This is a genomic window from Sphingobacterium sp. LZ7M1 (assembly GCF_024296865.1).
In the GTDB taxonomy this organism is placed as follows: Bacteria; Bacteroidota; Bacteroidia; order Sphingobacteriales; family Sphingobacteriaceae; genus Sphingobacterium.
On record NZ_CP101134.1, the window covers coordinates 2,167,402 to 2,185,722 of the forward strand.

At 38.8% G+C, this 18,321-nt stretch carries 15 protein-coding genes and 1 tRNA gene; 9 read left to right on the forward strand and 7 right to left on the reverse strand.

The window, feature by feature from the left end; translation table 11 throughout:
* Window position 1 precedes the first annotated feature (1 nt).
* Window positions 2-3,169, reverse strand: a complete 3,168-nt coding sequence (locus NMK93_RS09210) for a TonB-dependent receptor (RefSeq protein ID WP_254526945.1) — start codon at window positions 3,167-3,169, stop codon at window positions 2-4.
* Window positions 3,170-3,349: 180 nt separating this feature from the next.
* On the opposite strand from NMK93_RS09210, the gene NMK93_RS09215 reads away from it, so the two are divergent.
* Together NMK93_RS09215 and NMK93_RS09220 are read left to right on the forward strand one after the other, a co-directional pair.
* On the forward strand, window positions 3,350-6,460 hold the full coding sequence (locus NMK93_RS09215; RefSeq protein ID WP_254526946.1) for a two-component regulator propeller domain-containing protein: 3,111 nt from the start codon (window positions 3,350-3,352) through the stop codon (window positions 6,458-6,460).
* Window positions 6,461-6,464: 4 nt separating this feature from the next.
* The gene (locus tag NMK93_RS09220) at window positions 6,465-7,268 is read left to right on the forward strand and encodes a response regulator (protein WP_254526947.1); all 804 of its coding nucleotides are present in this window, start codon (window positions 6,465-6,467) and stop codon (window positions 7,266-7,268) included.
* A gap of 86 nt (window positions 7,269-7,354) precedes the next feature.
* On the opposite strand, the gene NMK93_RS09225 is transcribed toward NMK93_RS09220, so the two are convergent.
* Window positions 7,355-8,617: an FAD/NAD(P)-binding oxidoreductase gene (locus NMK93_RS09225; RefSeq protein ID WP_254526948.1), complete on the reverse strand. Its 1,263-nt coding sequence runs from the start codon at window positions 8,615-8,617 to the stop codon at window positions 7,355-7,357.
* 180 nt (window positions 8,618-8,797) lie between these two features.
* Here NMK93_RS09225 and NMK93_RS09230 point away from each other — a divergent pair, with 180 nt between their 5' ends.
* Complete coding sequence (locus NMK93_RS09230; RefSeq protein ID WP_185212008.1) at window positions 8,798-9,733, forward strand: ring-cleaving dioxygenase; 936 nt, start codon at window positions 8,798-8,800, stop codon at window positions 9,731-9,733.
* Window positions 9,734-9,809: 76 nt separating this feature from the next.
* On the forward strand, window positions 9,810-10,418 hold the full coding sequence (locus NMK93_RS09235; protein ID WP_185217945.1) for an alpha/beta hydrolase: 609 nt from the start codon (window positions 9,810-9,812) through the stop codon (window positions 10,416-10,418).
* A gap of 88 nt (window positions 10,419-10,506) precedes the next feature.
* On the opposite strand, the gene NMK93_RS09240 is transcribed toward NMK93_RS09235, so the two are convergent.
* From NMK93_RS09240 to NMK93_RS09250, 3 genes are all read right to left on the reverse strand, one after another.
* Entirely contained in the window at window positions 10,507-11,664 is a 1,158-nt protein-coding gene (locus NMK93_RS09240) for a hypothetical protein (protein WP_254526949.1), read from the reverse strand.
* 126 nt (window positions 11,665-11,790) lie between these two features.
* Window positions 11,791-12,744: a DUF3829 domain-containing protein gene (locus NMK93_RS09245; RefSeq protein WP_254526950.1), complete on the reverse strand. Its 954-nt coding sequence runs from the start codon at window positions 12,742-12,744 to the stop codon at window positions 11,791-11,793.
* Between the two features lie 62 nt (window positions 12,745-12,806).
* Window positions 12,807-13,127: a DUF4870 domain-containing protein gene (locus tag NMK93_RS09250; RefSeq protein ID WP_185212012.1), complete on the reverse strand. Its 321-nt coding sequence runs from the start codon at window positions 13,125-13,127 to the stop codon at window positions 12,807-12,809.
* Window positions 13,128-13,903: 776 nt separating this feature from the next.
* On the opposite strand from NMK93_RS09250, the gene NMK93_RS09255 reads away from it, so the two are divergent.
* A tRNA-Lys gene (locus NMK93_RS09255) sits at window positions 13,904-13,976 on the forward strand.
* A gap of 625 nt (window positions 13,977-14,601) precedes the next feature.
* Here the strand turns inward: NMK93_RS09255 and NMK93_RS09260 are convergent.
* On the reverse strand, window positions 14,602-14,997 hold the full coding sequence (locus tag NMK93_RS09260; RefSeq protein WP_254526952.1) for a nuclear transport factor 2 family protein: 396 nt from the start codon (window positions 14,995-14,997) through the stop codon (window positions 14,602-14,604).
* Complete coding sequence (locus NMK93_RS09265) at window positions 14,994-15,368, reverse strand: hypothetical protein (protein WP_254526953.1); 375 nt, start codon at window positions 15,366-15,368, stop codon at window positions 14,994-14,996. The genes NMK93_RS09260 and NMK93_RS09265 overlap by 4 nt, the downstream gene beginning before the upstream one ends.
* Window positions 15,369-15,495: 127 nt before the next feature.
* On the opposite strand from NMK93_RS09265, the gene NMK93_RS09270 reads away from it, so the two are divergent.
* The 4 genes from NMK93_RS09270 (at window position 15,496) to NMK93_RS09285 (ending at window position 18,300) form a co-directional block, all read left to right on the forward strand.
* Window positions 15,496-16,503 carry an AraC family transcriptional regulator gene (locus NMK93_RS09270; RefSeq protein WP_254526954.1) on the forward strand — a complete coding sequence of 336 codons (1,008 nt, stop codon included), beginning with the start codon at window positions 15,496-15,498 and terminating at the stop codon, window positions 16,501-16,503.
* A gap of 149 nt (window positions 16,504-16,652) precedes the next feature.
* Window positions 16,653-17,249, forward strand: coding sequence for a TetR/AcrR family transcriptional regulator (locus tag NMK93_RS09275; protein WP_254526955.1), 597 nt, complete (start codon window positions 16,653-16,655; stop codon window positions 17,247-17,249).
* Window positions 17,250-17,256: 7 nt separating this feature from the next.
* Window positions 17,257-17,709 carry a hypothetical protein gene (locus NMK93_RS09280; protein ID WP_185212034.1) on the forward strand — a complete coding sequence of 151 codons (453 nt, stop codon included), beginning with the start codon at window positions 17,257-17,259 and terminating at the stop codon, window positions 17,707-17,709.
* 15 nt (window positions 17,710-17,724) lie between these two features.
* The gene (locus tag NMK93_RS09285) at window positions 17,725-18,300 is read left to right on the forward strand and encodes a cytochrome b/b6 domain-containing protein (protein WP_254526956.1); all 576 of its coding nucleotides are present in this window, start codon (window positions 17,725-17,727) and stop codon (window positions 18,298-18,300) included.
* Window positions 18,301-18,321: the final 21 nt, after the last annotated feature.

Consider the following 18,321-nt stretch of genomic DNA (forward strand, 5'->3'; position numbering starts at 1 on the left):
ACTAAAAAGTTAGGTTTAATCCCACATTGATAACTCGGTTAGTAGGGTATTGGATTCCAGACTCGGATGTGATTTCTGGGTCTATTTTCATCTCACCCAAATTATCGATGCTGAATACGTTCTGCATCATGGAATACACACGAATGTTCCTGAATCCCCATCGTTCTGTCATTTTACTTGGCAAAGTATAGCCTACTTGAAGGTTTCTTAATTTTAGGTAGGTCACGTTCATGACCCAAAAGTCACTATGCCAATAGTTACTGTGGTTTTGGTTACCTCTGATCAATGTCGGGAACTTACCGGGAATCAGGTCGCTGTTTGGATCTGTGATGTCGCTCAACATCCATTGGTTTTCCATGTAATACCCAGCGTTGTTACCTCCATCATGAAATGGCAGCATACCTTCCCAGTTTGCGCGGTAAGAAGCGAATGATGCACCGGTAAAATCCGCAGCAAGGTCGAATCCCTTGTATCCAAGACCAAGGTTAACGGCAAAGTTCAAGTAAGGTAATCCACCTTGCCTATAACCGATTGGTCGCTGATCTAGTCCATTGATAACCTTATCGCCATTGACATCATTGTATTTAATGTCACCTGGACGAAGGCTGGTATTGCCTTGGCCATCATTGTCCACGTCATAGTTACGGATCTCATCCCAGCTTTGGAATTGTCCAAGGGACTCATAGCCCCAGTTCAAGAAGGCATAACGGTTTAGGATTGACCCTCTATATTGATCCCAAGCATTTCCAAATCTTGGTTTATATTGTTCACCATCAATCTGTCTGGCAAATGTGAAGTTACCTCCAATATTATATCTGAAGTCCTGTAGGGTGCTACTCCACATTATACTACCATCCATACCACGGTGGATATCAGAATTCAGGTTTTCATAGGGCAAGCCAAAGCCCACTTCAGTAGGTAACAGCACATCATATCTAGAGGCTGGTAAACCAGTTCTTTTGCGGTTAAAGTAATCTAATGAACCTGATAATTTACCGCCGAATAAGGCAAAGTCAACCCCCACATCGAAGGTATTTGCTCTGATCCATGATAGGGTAGTCACAGGTAATCCGCGAGGCTGTGCACCCACCACATAGTTTCCATTGATCACGGAACCACCTTGTTTGTAGGTGTATCCTGGCATAAAGCCAAAGGCGAAATAGTTCCAAGGGTCTAGGTTGTCATCTCCCAAAACACCATAAGATGCACGCACCTTGAAATCGGTGAATTTGGAGCCGAAATTAGATTCTTTCCAGAAATTCTCTTGTGAAATCCTCCAACCTGCAGAAACTGATGGAAATAAACCCCAACGGTTGTTTTCTGGGAACTTCCAAGAACCATCATAACGTGCCGATAATTCCAAGAGATATTTTTGGGCAAAATCATAGTTGATACGACCTGCGAAACCTGCTCTAGCTTGCGTGTCATTACCGAAATCATCAAATTGGTCCATCGTTTGGAAATACATCAATGATAGTGCATTTGAAGCAGGTCTATCATGCGCCCAGAATCTTGGGGTATCTCTTTGAATGGCCTCGGCAGCAAATACACCGGCAATGGTATGTTCTCCAAATGTGCGGTTATAGTTCAAGGTTCCCTGATAGCTTAATTCTTCGATCATTCGGATATCACGCTCGCGCCAAGGATTGTCCATGCTGAAGACCACTGGATAGGTATCGGTCGCTTCATCATAACCATAAAGCTTATAGGTATATTCTTGGTTATCCATCCAGCGGTTCGCTAGATAATAGCCCATTAAACCAGTCAATTTCAAATGTTCATTGATTTTGTATTCTGCATTGAAATTCAATTGCATCACACGCCATGTATCCCTAAACTCACCAGAAAGATCATAATTCAACATCGCGAAGTTTGTTTCGGTGTTGGCAGCTGTCCTTGCTGGGTACAATGGGTTATCATTGGCATATGGTCTTGCGGTAGGTAAGTTTCTATAGATTGCAAACAAAGCTTGCCAAGTATCATCACCACCCGGTACACCTGGTTGTCTACGTTTCTCTATACGACCATTCAAGTTACCGCCGATCTTTAATCTTTCCGATACATTGGCCTCTAGGTTCAATTGAACATTGGTCCTTTTGAAACCACCATAATTTCTGATGATAGATTGCTGGTCTAAGTGGCCGGCACTTAAGTAGTAGTTGATTTTTTCAGAACCACCTGATACGCTTCCGGAAAGGTATTTTTGTGGGCTTGTTTCCAAGATATAGTCATACCAGTCCCAAGGCCGGTATCCTTTCTCCGTTCCTTGTTCCCATTTCGCTAGATCATCTGGCGTGTACTGTGGGTTGGGGATGCCCAAGATGGCGTCAGATTGAATATAACTTTTTACATAGGTAGCTGCACTTGCAGGTCTAGGGAATCTAAACATGCTCTGCCAGCCATAATATGAATTGATATTGAATTCATTTTTATCACCGCGAGATCCTTTTTTCGTCGTTACCACGACAACTCCGTTCGCAGCTCGCACACCATAAATGGCGGCAGAAGCATCTTTTAGAACAGAGATACTCTCGATGTCATTAAAGTCTAGGTTGTTGAATTGTCCTTCATCTTTCTGGACCCCATCGATAACATAAAGTGGAGTTCCCATGTTACGGATATTGATACTGGTTGATGCACCAGGACGACCATCTGGCATCCGGCTGTTTACACCGGCGATCTTTCCGACCATGGCTCCCGAAGTAGTGGCAGCAACCGACCTTGCGATATCTTTAGAAGTTACCGTTGAAATAGCTCCGGTTAATGATTCTTTCTTCTGTGTACCGTAACCAACAACAACGATCTCCTCCAGGTTATCATCTGAACCCTGTAAGCTGATTGTCATATTGTTGCTCGCTGGAAGCTCTTGGGTAACATAGCCAATGTTTCTAAAAACAATGGTTTCGTTAGCTGAAGTAACAGTGACGGTGAAATTTCCCTGTTCATCAGTTACGGTGCCAGCATTTGGTCTTGATTTGGGGAATACTGTTACACCTTGTAATGGTTCACCTTGTTGATTGCGAACAGTACCTTTTACTTCCTGTTGCTGTAATGCTGAAGCACGAAAGGTAACTGGATGAGCATGGACAAACATAGGAACCAATGGCATCGATAAGCCCAAAAGCAATAAATACCGAATGTGCAAAGAGTTTAGATTTCTTTTTTTCATTGGAAGATTGGTTAGTATATAATTGATACTCAAATTTAAAGAGGGGGCTTTTCATTAAATTGACTAATTATCTCAATTTATAGCCATTTTGTATCAAAGCCTGTTACAAGCAGCTTATTACAGATGCTAAGTGTTTCTTTATCGGGAAAATTGTTATTTTGTCCTTATTAAACCTATCTGATGAGAAACCTGTTGATATCTGTTATGCTTCTGATTTCCTTGCTTGGCAGGGTTTGGGGACAGGTATTTAATTTTGATCATCTCAATATTACTGAAGGATTATCCAATAATGCGGTCTTGTGCAGTACCCAGGATAAAAATGGATTTCTCTGGTTTGGCACTAAGGATGGACTGAATAGGTTTGATGGGTATACCTTTAAGAAGTATTTCAGTGATATTGAAGCAAGGAATGGCCTAGCCAGCAATTATATTACTTGCCTTTTGGTCGACCAATATAACGTCCTATGGGTTGGAACGGATAATGGACTGTATAAATTTCATGCTAATACGGAAACCTTCAAACTGGTGCCTGGCACTGAAATGAAAGAAATCATTGAGATGCAGCATGATGGAAAGGAGAATTTATGGTTCCTTTCCAGCTATAAACTCTTTAAGTTGAATTCCAAAGGATTGGAACTTAAAGCTGAACCTCTTTTTCCTGAGATCAATGTGACTTCCTTAACAAAGAATTCAAAGAATGAGGTCTGGGCTGCTGGTCACCAAATCCTTTTCTCGGTTGATGGGAAGCACAAAATTCAATTTAAGGTAAATAAGGATAGATCCCTGAATGTAGAATCCATAGCCTTTGAAGATGATGACAAAATCTGGATCGGTACACAACATAATGGCTTGATATCGCTGGATTTAAAGTCTAAGGTATTTGAACAGGTAATTCCTTTTGTAAAAAATGGAACCAGGTTGTTTGTTCGGGATATCAAAAAAATAAATGCCCATGAATTATGGATAGCCTCAGAATCAGGATTGGTTGTTTTAGATACCAGGGACAATGCTTGGCGAGTATTCTGCCATGAGCGAGACAATCCCTGGTCAATTTCAGATAACGCGGCGTACAGTATCCTAAAGGACCATCAAGGCGGGATTTGGATCGGGACCTATTTTGGAGGACTCAATTACTTCCATCATAAGCACAATCTATTTGAAAGAACATTTCCGATGGAGAATCCTAATTCGATATCTGGAAATGCAGTCCGTGAAATAAGACAGGATAAAAATGGGAATCTTTGGATAGGAACCGAAGATAACGGCCTAAATTTCTGGGATAAGCGCAATAATAGTTTCATGCATTTTTCTACCAAGAACGGTCTGTCGCATAATAATATACATGGACTGGAAATCGTAGGTGACAGCCTTTTGGTAGGAACTTTCAATAATGGTCTGGATATAATCAATATCAACAACAAGAAGATCATTGCACATTATAACCGAGAAAATACCCAATCGGAATTAGGGTCCAATTTCGTCATGAGCACATACAAAACTAAAAATGGAAGAGTATTCTTTACGACTCCAAATGGTTTGTATGAGTTTTTCCCTGGAAAGGATAGGTTCCGATTAGTGGAAGCCGTTCCTGACTCCATATTTTTCACTTCGATGCTGGAAGATCGAATGGGCAGGATTTGGTTGACTACCTGGCGAGATGGTGTATATCTAGTTGATCCAGAATTGAAATCAAGTCAGGTATTTAAGCATGATTGGGATAATCAGTCGAGTATCAACAGCAATAGGACCAATAGAATTCAACAGGATTCAGAAGGTAAAATTTGGATCGCTACGGAGAATGGCCTAACCATCTGTTCGGAAGATAATAAGATCGTCAAGCGTTTCACCAAATCGGATGGCTTGCCGAGTAATCTAATCCTGTCCATGCAGGAGGATTCAAATAAAAATATGTGGCTGTCCAGTACCAATGGTTTGATCAGTATAGATATTAATACATATGTGTTAAGTGTTTATAATAAGGAGTTTGGTTTATCAAATCTACAGTTTAACTATAACTCCATGTTTAAGGATAAGGAAGGTAATCTATACTTTGGTTCCACCAATGGATTGATAAAATTTCATCCTGATTCCCTTCTTAGAGAAAGGAATACCGAAACTAAGGTGCCTATCTATTTTACTTTTGCCAGATCATCCAAAAGGAACCTAGAGGTCAATTATGAATATGGACAGGAATTTACCAAGTTGAACTATGATAAGGTTTTACTGGATTATGATGAGTCTACGATTCAATTTGACTTTGCCGCGTTGAACTATGTGGATGCCGCATCTACATCTTATTTATATAAGTTGAAAGGTTTTGATTCAGATTGGGTCCTGTCCAAAGAAAACAAAGCGTATTATACCAAATTGCCTTCGGGAGAATATCAATTGCTGGTAAAAGCCCTTGATAGCCAAGGAAGGATAATTTCTGATGAGATTGCTATTCCAATTGAAGTTCGCAAACCCTTTTGGGCAAGCGGTTTGGCATTTGCCGTATATGCTATAATCCTTATTCTACTGGTCTTTTTTATCTATCAATATTTTGATAACCAGATTAAGGAGCGAAATCGCAGGCATCTGATGGAAATCAATGCTAATCGAGAAAGGAGATTGTATCAAGCAAAATTGGATTTCTTTACGCAGGTCGCCCATGATATCAAGACGCCGCTGACCTTAATCAAAGGACCATTGGAAAAGCTGGTTGACAATAAAAATTTAGGAGAGGATAGGACAGACAGGCTCTTGACGACCATGCATAAGAATACTGAAAAGCTGGTCCGGCTGACCAATAGCATATTGGATTTCCGAAAGGTAGAGACCGATGAAAAACAGTTGAACCTTACAGTATGTAATATTTCCGAGTTTATCACGGAGTTTATTAAAGACTATCAGACTTCCTTTCAGATCGAAGGCATTGTATTGACACAAGATATTAATCAAGGCATATTCGGAAAGATTGATGAGGACATGATCAGTAAGATTGTAGAAAATCTATTTTCGAATGCGCTTAAGTACGCTGATAAAATGGTGGATATCCAGTTGATTGATGATGATAAGTTGAATTACTGGATATTGGAACTGAAAAATGATGGTCATATATTGAATAGAAGGGAAGTGGACCTGCTATTTAAACCATTCCATCGTTCGAATCAGCACAGTCAAATTGAAGGTTCAGGATTAGGATTGGCATTGGCACATTCTTTTGCCTTGCTACATTCGGGTGACCTAAGGTATGTAGAGAATTCCGAAAATTTAAATATATTCGTTCTCGCTATTCCTAAAAACCTATAATAGAATGTCACAAGAATTAGAAGTCCGCAAAATAATTCTATTGATAGATGATCATCAGGAAATCTTAGATTTTTTGACAGATGATCTATGTGATGACTATGATATCGTACAGGCGCATGATGGATATCTGGCATTAGAGGTCCTCCAAAAACAACATATAGACTTAATCGTATCGGATGTGATGATGCCTAAGATGGATGGCTTTGAGCTCTGTGCGCAGGTCAAGAAAAACCAGAATTACAAGCACATCCCTTTTATCATTCTAACAGCGAAAAACAGCCTTCAGGCAAAAATCGAGGGTTTGGAGTATGGGGCTGATGCCTATATAGAGAAACCATTTTCACCCTCATTCCTTCAGGCACAGATCAGGAGCCTATTGAAAAACAGGATGTTTGTGAAAGAACATTATGCACAACAGCAAGACCCTGAAGAATTGTTGTTGCATACGAACATAGAGGAAGATTTTATGGATAAGTTACAACAACTGATCGTGGACCATATCGATGATACTTCCTTGTGTGTGGAGTTCCTGGCGGATAAATTGAACATCAGTAGACCTACCTTGTATAGAAAGATCAAGCAAACATCCAATTTATCTCCCAATGAATTGATTAATAACCTTCGGCTGAAGAAAGCCTCACAGTTGTTAAACAGTGGATCCTATAAGGTTTATGAGATTTCCAATATGGTTGGATTCAGCTCAAGCTCCCATTTTATACGGAATTTCCAGAAACATTTTGGCTACAGTCCAAAAGAGTGGGAAGCCAGGTTCCAACAGGAGAAGCTGGTGAAGTTTAGATTTAATTAATCCTTCCAAAAAAGAAACTGGCCGACAGAATTGCCAACCAGTTTGCATCGCTAATTTAAAAAAATGATAGGTAGAGTGTGTCTTTGTTATACCTCTTCACCCTTGAGCATTTTGTTCCAATACAGGTGGGGTAATAAATATTTTTTCAATAACCATAGTCGCCAATGCTCTTTGCTGCTGTCCTTGATCAGCATCTGTTTCAATTTGGGGTCTGGCGTAAATTCATTTTTATAGTTAAATTCTGCTAGCACCATCTTTCCATAACCTGTTACGAGTGGACATGAAGAATATCCTTCATAGGATTTGTTGTCTGCCGCTTGTAGTTTGATCAACTTTAAGAGGTTGTCAACTACTACAGGAACTTGTTTTCGTATTGCTGCTCCAGTTTTTGCAGTAGGCAAGGCGGCCACATCACCAAGTCCAAAGATATTGGTGAATCTTTTATGTTGCATACTGTTGATGTCTACATCCAACCAACCAGCATCATTGACCAATATAGAGTCTTTGACAAATTTGGGAGCTGTTTGAGGTGGTGCCAAATGCAATAGGTCAAAAGGTATTTCAATCAATTGTTCCATTTGTTGTGGAACTTCATCGGAGTCACCCTTGTTTATCACACATTCGTTATCCTTAGGGTCTGAACTCTTGAAGGTGATGATTCTTTTATCTGAATCTATTTTTATTGGTGCATAGAAAGGTTTAAAATTGATGTTGTACCGATCGATGATCTTCATTAGGGTATCCGCAATGACTTTTACACCGAAAATTACTGATCCCGGAGTGGCAAATGTTACATTTACTTGATCAGCCAAATTATTTCTCTTGAAATAGTCACATGCCAAGTACATTATTTTTTGTGGAGCGCCGCCACATTTTATGGGGGTTGTCGGCTGGGTAAAGACTGCATTTCCACCTTTAAAGTTTTGGATGCATTTCCAGGTATAGTTTGGATCGATGTAATTGGAGCAGGCCACACCTCTGTCAATAGCCTCTTGCAACCCGTCAATTAGGCTGAGGTCGTTGACCAATCCGCAGGCAACAATCAAGAAATCATACTCAAGAACCTCTCCGTTGTCCAGTTGAATGCTGTTTTTTTCTGGAGAGAAGGAAATTACGGCTTGCTTGATCCAGGTGCAACCTTCGGGGATCAAGTCTTTCATGGGTCTAACAGTTTTGTCAAAATCATAGGCTCCAGCTCCAACTAATGTCCATGCCGGTTGATAATAGTGCTTTTTGGCTGGGTCAATAATGGCAATTTCTAAGTTGGGGTCCTTTTTGAGCAGTTGGGCGGCAGTCATAATGCCTGCCGTACCAGCACCGATGATGATGATTCTATAATGCGTGTCCATAAGTCTAAATATTGGTTAGTATAAAGTTAACATTATGAAAACCTTGGCTTTGTAACTTTAGTTACTAAAGGGAGATACTTCTTACCATACATCAATGCACAACTATACGGATTTAGTCACCTTTGTATAGCAGATAAACAAAAGCAAATAATTAAGGTATAAATAGAAAGGAATATTAAGATGAACAATAAAGTATTAGGGTTACACCACATAACAGCCATCGCTAATTTGGCACAAAGAAACTACGATTTCTATACCAATACCCTTGGGTTAAGAATGGTAAAGAAAACCGTGAATTTTGATGATCCAGGAACATATCATTTCTATTACGGAGATGAAAAAGGGAATGCTGGAACTATCCTTACCTTTTTCCCTTGGGAAGGTATTGGCAAAGGTAGAACCGGCGGCGGAATGGCAACAGAAATTGCTTATTCGATTCCAGAAGGAAGTTTAGAGTTTTGGAAAGAACGCTTTGGAAAAAACAATGTATTGACAGGAGAAGCCGTTGAGCGCTTTGGAGAGTTGTATCTTCCATTTTTGGATCCTGATGGATTGAATCTATCATTGGTTGTTCCAAAAGATGCGGATAATAGAATTGGCTGGTCTACTGAACAAGTAGGTAAAGAGGTAGCTACTAAAGGTTTTCATAACAGTACTTTAACCTTAAGGGATGTAGAGCCAACAGCAAAGGTTTTAACCGATTTGTTGGATTACGAACAGATTGCTCAAGAAGGAAATCGTTATAGATTCAAAAGCAAAAATATCGATACTGCAAATATCATTGATATTTTGGTTGATGAGAACGCACAACGAGGAATCAACACCGCGGGAACTAATCACCACATCGCATTCCGTGTAAAGGATGATGTGGATCAAATGGAATTACGTGAAAAAATCATGTCAGCTGGTTTACAGATTACTCCTCAGATCGATAGGGATTATTTCCATTCTTTGTATTTCCGTGAACCAGGAGGTGTATTGTTCGAAATCGCTACTGAAAACCCTGGATTTGATGTAGATGAGCCATTGGCAGAGTTAGGTAATTCATTAAAATTGCCAAAACAATACGAGCCTCAGCGTTCAGCTATTGAGAAAGTGTTGCCGGTATTGAAATAAGATTTTTGTTGAGGTGTATGATTGTCATCTGCCTCAACATTAAATTGTTAAGTCATTAAATTTAAATAATAAGATTATGTCAAAAATATATCAAAGTGGAAATGTAAATGATCCTAAGAAAGCCTTGATCATGATTCATGGTAGAGGTGGGTCTGCTCAAGATATCATGGGGCTAGCTGAATATTTAAAAGTCGATAATTATTTATTGTTAGGGCCTGAAGCTGATCAGAATACCTGGTACCCACATTCTTTTATTGCGCCCATTATTTCAAATCAGCCGAATTTGGACATCGCTCTTGAATTAATAGGAGAGGCAGTGCAAATTGCCAATGAGAAGGGAATTGAGAACGAAAACATTTATTTCTTGGGATTCTCCCAAGGGGCTTGTTTGACTTTGGAGTATACAAGTAGAAATGCAAAGAAATATGGAGGTGTTGTTGCTTTTACTGGTGGTCTGATTGGTGAAAAGCTACATGCCGACCATTATGCAGGTGATTTTGAAGGTACAAATGTATTTATCGGTACATCAGACCCTGACTTTCATGTTCCAGTGGAACGTGTGCAGGAAAGCAGTAAGCTGATGCGCAGTTTAGGAGCACAGGTAGAGGAGAAAATATATCCGAATATGGGACATACGATCTCTCAAGATGAAATCAAGATCGTTAATGAAACAATCTTTAAATAAGTCTATTCTCTATTTTTAATAATAAAACCCCTGAGGTCTAGAACCAAAGGGGTTTTTCACTTAATAAACTATACTATACAATTTTCTTTTAGTAGGGATTCGTGATCTTGACGTATTTCAAGATGGAATGCATCTGTTTTTTTAGTTCTGGATTGTTTTTAGGGTAACTGTACTCAAATTCTAATATCTTTTCAGGATTATAGAAAGCATAGGCATTACCCTGGATTTCATTGCCAGATTCCTTCTCTTCATAATATATTTTCTTGTGGAAGTATTCATAATGAGCGAAATCCTTGTATTGTTTTTCAAAATCTTCAAAGTTTAAAGTGCTGGCTGCTATTTTGGTGCTGAATTTTGCCGTACCGCCATTATGGCTTGCAGAATATTGATAGACTTCATCGGTTGAGGATTGTTCTTCTTTAAAATCGGTATCTAAGGTTTTAAGGAAAACTGTCGGTATGAAGTAGTTTACTGCATAAATCCCTTGAAATGGATCCTTCCAAAAGGTGCCACTGCTGTCAAGAGGATTGAGATCCTTAATTTGGGCATTTGTCCACTCCGGGACATTTAATGCAAGGGCTGTGTTGACTTCTTTCAGTTTATTTAATGTGGCTAAAGTGTCTTGTCCGATTAAAGGTACAGCGACTTCAAAGACTAAGTTGTTTTTTTGATAGAAGGCTAACAAATAAGTTTTCGCACTGTTCGAGCCCCAATACAAGCCATTTTTAGTATCCTGACCCTTGCTGTGGACAGAAGTTTCCATTAAGCCACCGTGGTAGGTACTATATATGGCATCCTTTCCTTCAAACATGGGATCGCCAGACTCTATGTTGCTATCATTTAAGAAAAGCTCATCATTATTGTACATCAATGCCGCACTGACAAAAAGGTCTCCCCATTGCGGATCTTGGAACAATACTGTTTCTGTCTGATAAATATGTCCGGCATCAGAATCGGAATAGTTCTTTATTTGTCGTTCTACACTATTGTAGTATTTTCCTAAGAAAGGGAATACCTGTTCAGCATTGCTGAACATCACTTCATTATCATTGCCTTTTAGTTCATTGGAAAAAGGTGCTTTTCTTAGCCAAGATTTGAGGTCTTTGTCTGTTAAGTCCGCCACTTCCTCATTCCATTGGAAGTCTTTTTTAGAGCCGGTCAATGAATCACAGCTCGTAAAAAATGACATGGAAATAAACAGGGCAAGGATTATAGCAGTAGTGTTAGTAAATTTATTTTTTTCCATTAATGCTTGATTTTGCTGAAAGCTGTTGATTCCTAGCTTCCATTTGGGTGTTCTGTTCTCACTGAAACATGCTTTTACCTTGAGGTTACAAGGCAAAAGCAGTATTTTCTCTTTAATTGTAGAAACTTAATCTACAAATGCATTATATGATCTTAGGACGGATTCAGCAGCGTTATCCAATCCTCTCAATGCATCTTCGCTCAAAGGGGTATTTGCATCCAATTCACGTTGCGCTATCCTCATTTTCCCTAAGAAATCATTTACATCATCGTTGAACATTCCGTAGGCTCTAATCTTAGGCTGAAAGTCTTTTGGAATTTCTTTGTCTTTATTTTCCTTGTAAAGCTTTTCGATATCTTGATATTGTTTTTTGAAATCAGCCGTCAATTTGGCTTGATCTTCTGTTTCAAACGCGATATTGGTAGTATTCTGCACTAATTCCAATAGTTTTTTGGATCCTACATATTGATCTTTCAATGGATTGCCTTCCAAGGTCGTTTCCTCAGCTTTCTCAGCAAGAGGTTTTAATTTAGCGAAGACAGCAGTCGAAGCGTCACGGTATTTCTTGATTTCGGTTGTTGCTTTTTCTCTTAATTCAACTAATTTTTGCCCTTTGTCTTCTTTCCAATCTTCAGCGGATTTATATGAATCTACCTCCTTATTGATTTCTTTGATGGCATCAAAGCTTTCATTCATCTGATCGATAAGCGGTTTGAATTCTTTGCTCAGTCCATCTGGATAAACAAGGGACTTTAGATTGTGGACAGTAGGAGGGAACATCATTATTGGTGGGATGCTCATGAAACCTTCTGGATTTTCCACCTTACCCTTTACGTATTTTTCGAAACTGTCAAAGTTATTGGCAAAGGTTTGGATGGCCGAGTTTTGGGAATTATCAACTTTAACAATGGAATTGTTAAAATTAATGATTTCACTAGCTTTGTTTTTGTCATCCTTCCCACCAAACAATCCGCCTATAGTACTTTCGGATTCACCTGATTTTGCTTTGTCAGTATTGTTACAGCTCGCCAACAAGGCCATGGCCAGAAGGCTTCCTATATATATGCTTTTGTAATTCATATTGATCTGTTTATTAAGTGAATAAATGTTTTATGTATAGTTTTTGTGATCGTTCAATCAGACTAGCTAATGAACTTGAATTTATTTTCAAAGAACGTACCGATGATAGGAAGAGGTTTCATTACTCCGTTCGAAGCGTTGATGGCACCAATGATCATCAAGACGATGTTGATCAATCCAATGTATCCAAGGGAATAAATTCCGGTTACCATCATTAGGATGTTCAAAATAATCGAAAGGAAGATACCAAATACGAAGATGCCTAGACCTTGCCTCAAATGGTACCTTAAAAAGTCATCTGCTTTCTCTTTTCCAGAAAAATAAGCGATTAACCAACCAATAAGTGTGATGTAAGCGACTACTGCTAATGTTTTGTTGTTCATGATGTTATTGTTTAATTTTTTACTTTATTGAGTGTACAATGGCGCTAATAATAAAAACTAGAAGGAAGCAGGCCGGTAAGGCATAAGTGAAAAACGGAGTTTTCGACCGTTTCCTTAATTCGATCGCTTCTAGTTTTATTTCGGGTTTAAATTCGCTCATTCTACGTTGTTGCTTGCAATGGACACAAACAGAATGAACTTCCTTCCAAAGCGGGAAGAGAGGAATCCAAAACACATGGAAATAATTTTGGTAAGCAATTAGGGCCAATGTGTCCTTCTGCTGGCAATAACTGCATGTGGAGGAACAAACCTGAGTTCCAATACGACTTTTTCTGACTCCGAATATGAAAAACATAGTTTCTATTTTTGTTATCCAAAGTTTTTCAATTTCAGGGACAGATACAATTAATTAGAATCTACAATGTTTATACGTCCGGTAAAAAAGCATCTACAAAATCTCTACAAGAATTTGTAAATTGCTGTTAATCAGCATCAAACTAGCGTGATTGTATATCTGAGCTAGTGCTTCATGACTGCTGTCTGCTGAAATTAGCTGCAATTTTTGCAAGGGGTAAATGAAAGGACCATTCCCACTCAGTGGTGAAGTAAATGTGGATTTTTAGTCACGATTGAGCATTTTTGAAAAAATAATTCTTTTATTATCAGGCTGTTTAAGGGAATAATGAAAAAAAAGTATTTTTAGATTGTGAATTGTTCTGAAAAAACCTACCTTTGCATCACTTCAAACAACGAAGGGTTCTCGATAAAAGAACAACGATTCCGTAGCTCAGCTGGTAGAGCAATACACTTTTAATGTATGGGTCCTGGGTTCGAATCCCAGCGGGATCACAAAAAAAGCCTCACAGAAATGTGAGGCTTTTTTTGTGCCCGCTTGGGATTCGAATAATTGCATGTTCCTGATTGGGTTGAGGGCATGGCGGACATGCACCGTAGGCACCCTTTACGGTTCGATCCGGAGAAGGTTCAGGGCAAGTGTCTGGGGGTTGTGGGGCTGAACCACTCCCAGCGGGATCAGACCAAGAGAATCTCCAAGGCATTGTACCCGCTTGGGATTCGAATAATTGCATGTTCCTGATTGGGTTGAGGGCATGGCGGACATGCACCGCAGGCACCCTTTACGGTTCGATCCGGAGAAGGTTCAGGACAAGTGTTTGTGGTTGTGGGGCTGAACCAACCCTAGCGGGATCAGTTCAAAAGAATCCCCAAGGCATTGTGCCTGTTGGGATTCGAATAATTGCATGTTCTGGGAAGAGCTGCGGGCATGGCGGACATGCACCGCAGGCACCCTTTGCGGTTCGACCCGGAGAAGGTTCAGGGAATGTGTTTGGTGTTGTGGGGCTGAACCAACCCTAGCGGGATCAGACCAAGCGAATCTCCAAGGCATTATGCCCGCTTGGATTCGAATAATTGCATGTTCCGGGTAGGGCTGTGGGCATCACAAAGAACTTTCTTCTCAATTTACAGCCTCTGATACTGCAAAACTATCTTCTAATAAGGTGTATTCTACTATTTTCATATTTTGAAGTTTAAAATGAATGAAAAATATAGAGGTTACATCCTTGTTTGTTCTCAACATTTTGCTAGTGAATTCACCTTTTATCATAGCTTCATCTTTATCAGCTAAAATCTTTTGTATTTCAGCTGATAAGGGTTCTGTCTCTGCCCAAAGGAGCTGGAAAAAGCTTTCAATCTCAGCTTTATTTTTTCTTACACCTAGCCATTTCAGTCTGTCTGTATCCCCTGGAACTTCCCATTTCACTTCTTCAGCAAATAGATTAACTAGATTATTAAAATCTCTTTCCTGCATATACCTGAGGAAATCCGTAATAAATTCTCCTATTTTATTCATCGTAACATTTTATTTAAGGTCTTCATTTGTAGGTATGCCATCAATCCCACCCAGGCAGCAACTGCTAAAATTATTATAGATCCGATCATACTAATAGTAGAAAACAATAAGGCTGTAACTACTATACTAACAGCGACCCAAGTTACATCGATTCCGATAATAAATTTAGTCCATGACTTGTCTTGAAGGTGTTTAAAGGCAGTCAGGAGGACAAAGAGGGAAAACACAACCAGAAAAACACCGGTTCCAATAATTGGGACAGTGTTATTCACCTTAAAAATTCCTGCTACTACTTTTGAATTAAGAGCAATCAATAATCCTGTCAATCCTGAACTGATAGCATTTATCAGTAAAACATTTTTAAGTACCATAATCTTTGAATTTGTTTCTACAAAGTTATCTGTCAGCTGTTAGTTGCTAATTACCATTTGGCGACAATGGCTTGTCATCTCATGCCAGTTTTTGGTCATATGATTGGTATATTTATACTTTTACACTATGAATTACAGAGAGATATTTTTACAGGCATTGCTGGTATTTTGTAAAGAGAGAGGCTTAGTTATTGAGAAACTGGCATCATTTGCTGGGTTAAAACTTCAAGACCTTCACACAAAGTCATCGCTTAGCATTTCAAACCAGCAGATGGAAGTCATTTGGAAAAACATAGTCCATCTCTCAAAAAATGAACTTTCTGGTTTCCATTTTGGGACTTCTATGCAAATTGCAGCATTGGGTATAGTCGGACAGGTCATACAGATGAGCAGTAATGTTAAAGATGCATTAAAACATGCATGTTCCATGGTTCATTTATTGACTGACTTTTATTCGCTAAATGTAATAGAAAAGGAAAATACCTTTAATATTAACTTCGAAAAAACAGGAGGTTATTCAGATACACCAACCGCTCAGGATCAGATGGGGGACTTTCTGTTGTCATTTGTACTATATGAGTTAAAAGGGTTGGTCTTAGAAAATCCTATCCCAATCTCTGCGAGTTTTCCAACATATAAAAAACAGCATGGGAAAGAATATGAAGCTATATTAGGTTGTCCTGTAAAAAAGAGTGAAAACTATATCTTGGAATTCAAGAAGGATTACCTTCACACTAAAATTCTAACGGCAAATTATGAAATTCAGAGCCTATTGATTGAAAAAATCAGCTTATTGCAAAATTCTCCTGCCATAAAAGGAAACCTTTCTAAAAGGATATTTAATTTCTTGATCGCAAATTCCTACCTGTTTTCTTTATCCATCGAGTCTGTTTCAGGTAATTTCAATGTAAGTGTAAGGACACTTCAAAGGAGACTCAAACAAGAAGGGATCTCTTATATTCAAATTGTCGAAGAGGTAAGAAAATCATTGGCCATTCATTATATGTGCAATAGTACGTCTTCTGTCAAGGAAATCTCAGCGGTTTTAGGATATGCAGAACCGAGTGGTTTTGTCAGAGCATTTAAAAAATGGACAGGAAAAACCCCAACAACTTTCAGGAAAAGCAATAACTGACCATATAATACCCATTCGGGATGCATACTAAAGCATACTTAAAACTCCTCAGAATAACATTCCTTAAAATCGATATCTTTTTCTGTATTAATCTGTTAAACAATACTTAACTTTGTTAGTGAATACTAACTAACATAAGGTTTGTAGATATGAAGATTGAAGGATATACGGATAGACAAATTGAAATCATTGAAGCTGCTACTAGGAGAATTGACCGGTATGGCATACAGAATTTGACCATTAAGAATCTGGCTGCAGATATCAAAGTAACTGAACCTGCCTTGTATAGGCATTTTAAGAGTAAGAATGATATTCTCATGAGCCTGCTTAATTATTTCATTGCCAGAATGGAAAAAAGGATCTCAAGCCTCTCTGTCAATAGTCAGAAGAGTCCTTCTGAGAATTTAATTGACCTGTTCAATTTCCAGTTCAAGACTTTTACTGAAAGACCGGCAGTTGTGAGTGTGATATTTGCTGAGAATATCTTTCATTTTGATGAAGGCCTAAGTATAAAGGTTGCTCAAATTTTGGACTTGATGCAGGGCTACGTAGAACAGAATATCCTGAATGGTCAATCCAACGGTGATTTCAATACGGAGATACATTCATCAACCTTAGCGACTATATTATTGGGTGGTATTCGACTAACAGTTCTTAAATGGAAGCTGTCTGGTAATAAGACAGATCTAATCAAGGATGGTAGGGCTGTGGTCAATGGAGTACTGAAAATGATTAAAACAAAATAAACAGAATATGAAAAAATTAATGCTATTGGGGATTAGCAGCATCTTATTATGGAGCTGCCATCAAAATTCAGAACATTCACACAATCACGACGCAGAAAACCATGCAGAACATCAGCATAATCATGCTGATGGTGCTTTGGAATTGAACAATGGAAAGAAATGGACGATGAATGAAGAAATGAAACCTTTTGTTTTGAAGGGGGTGGACTTGATTCAGATTTATGTACAGGAAAAACAAACCGATAATCTGCGACTTGCAAAAGAATTAAAAGAACAGAATGATCAGCTCATAAAAAGCTGTACCATGGATGGGAAAGGACACGATGAATTGCATAAATGGTTACATCCTCATATGGAATTGGTCAAGGAGTTAGAAGCCGAGAAAAATCCTGAAAAGGTGAATGTCATCATTGCCAAGCTTCATGACTCCTATATGGAATTCAGTAAATTTTTTAACTAGGCCAATCCCATTATCATGAGTATGCAACGAAATTTTACCGTTTTCCATCGCCTGTTACATTGGATTATGGCTTTTGCAATGCCCGTTCTTTTCATAACAGGTTTTCTTAGGATGTACTGGATGGGCAAAAATAACATAATCCCTGTTTTAGAAAAGCAAGTTTCAGGCATTTCAAAAGAGCAGGTTTCTGAGGTTGTGAAGGGTATCCGTGAACCTATGTGGGAATGGCATGAGCTTTTTGCACATATTATGATTTTTTCTTTTCTAGCTAGGATTATCTATATGCTCGTTAAGGGGATCAGGTTTCCCAATCCATTCCTGAAGGTTCAGTCCTTAAAGGAGCGCTTACAAGGACTTACCTATGTCTATTTCTATCTTTTTGTAATGATCTCAGCAGCAACTGGAATCTGTATAGAAAAAGGCTTTTTTAGTCAATGGAAAGAAAGCATAGAAAGTGTCCATAAATGGGGACTTTACTGGTTTCCTATATTTGTGGTACTCCACTTGCTGGGAGTTTTTATCGCCGAAACTACAGACAAAAAAGGGATTACATCTAAAATGATAGGAGGGGATAAAGAGGAGAAATCTTAATATAAATGATTCAGAAAATGA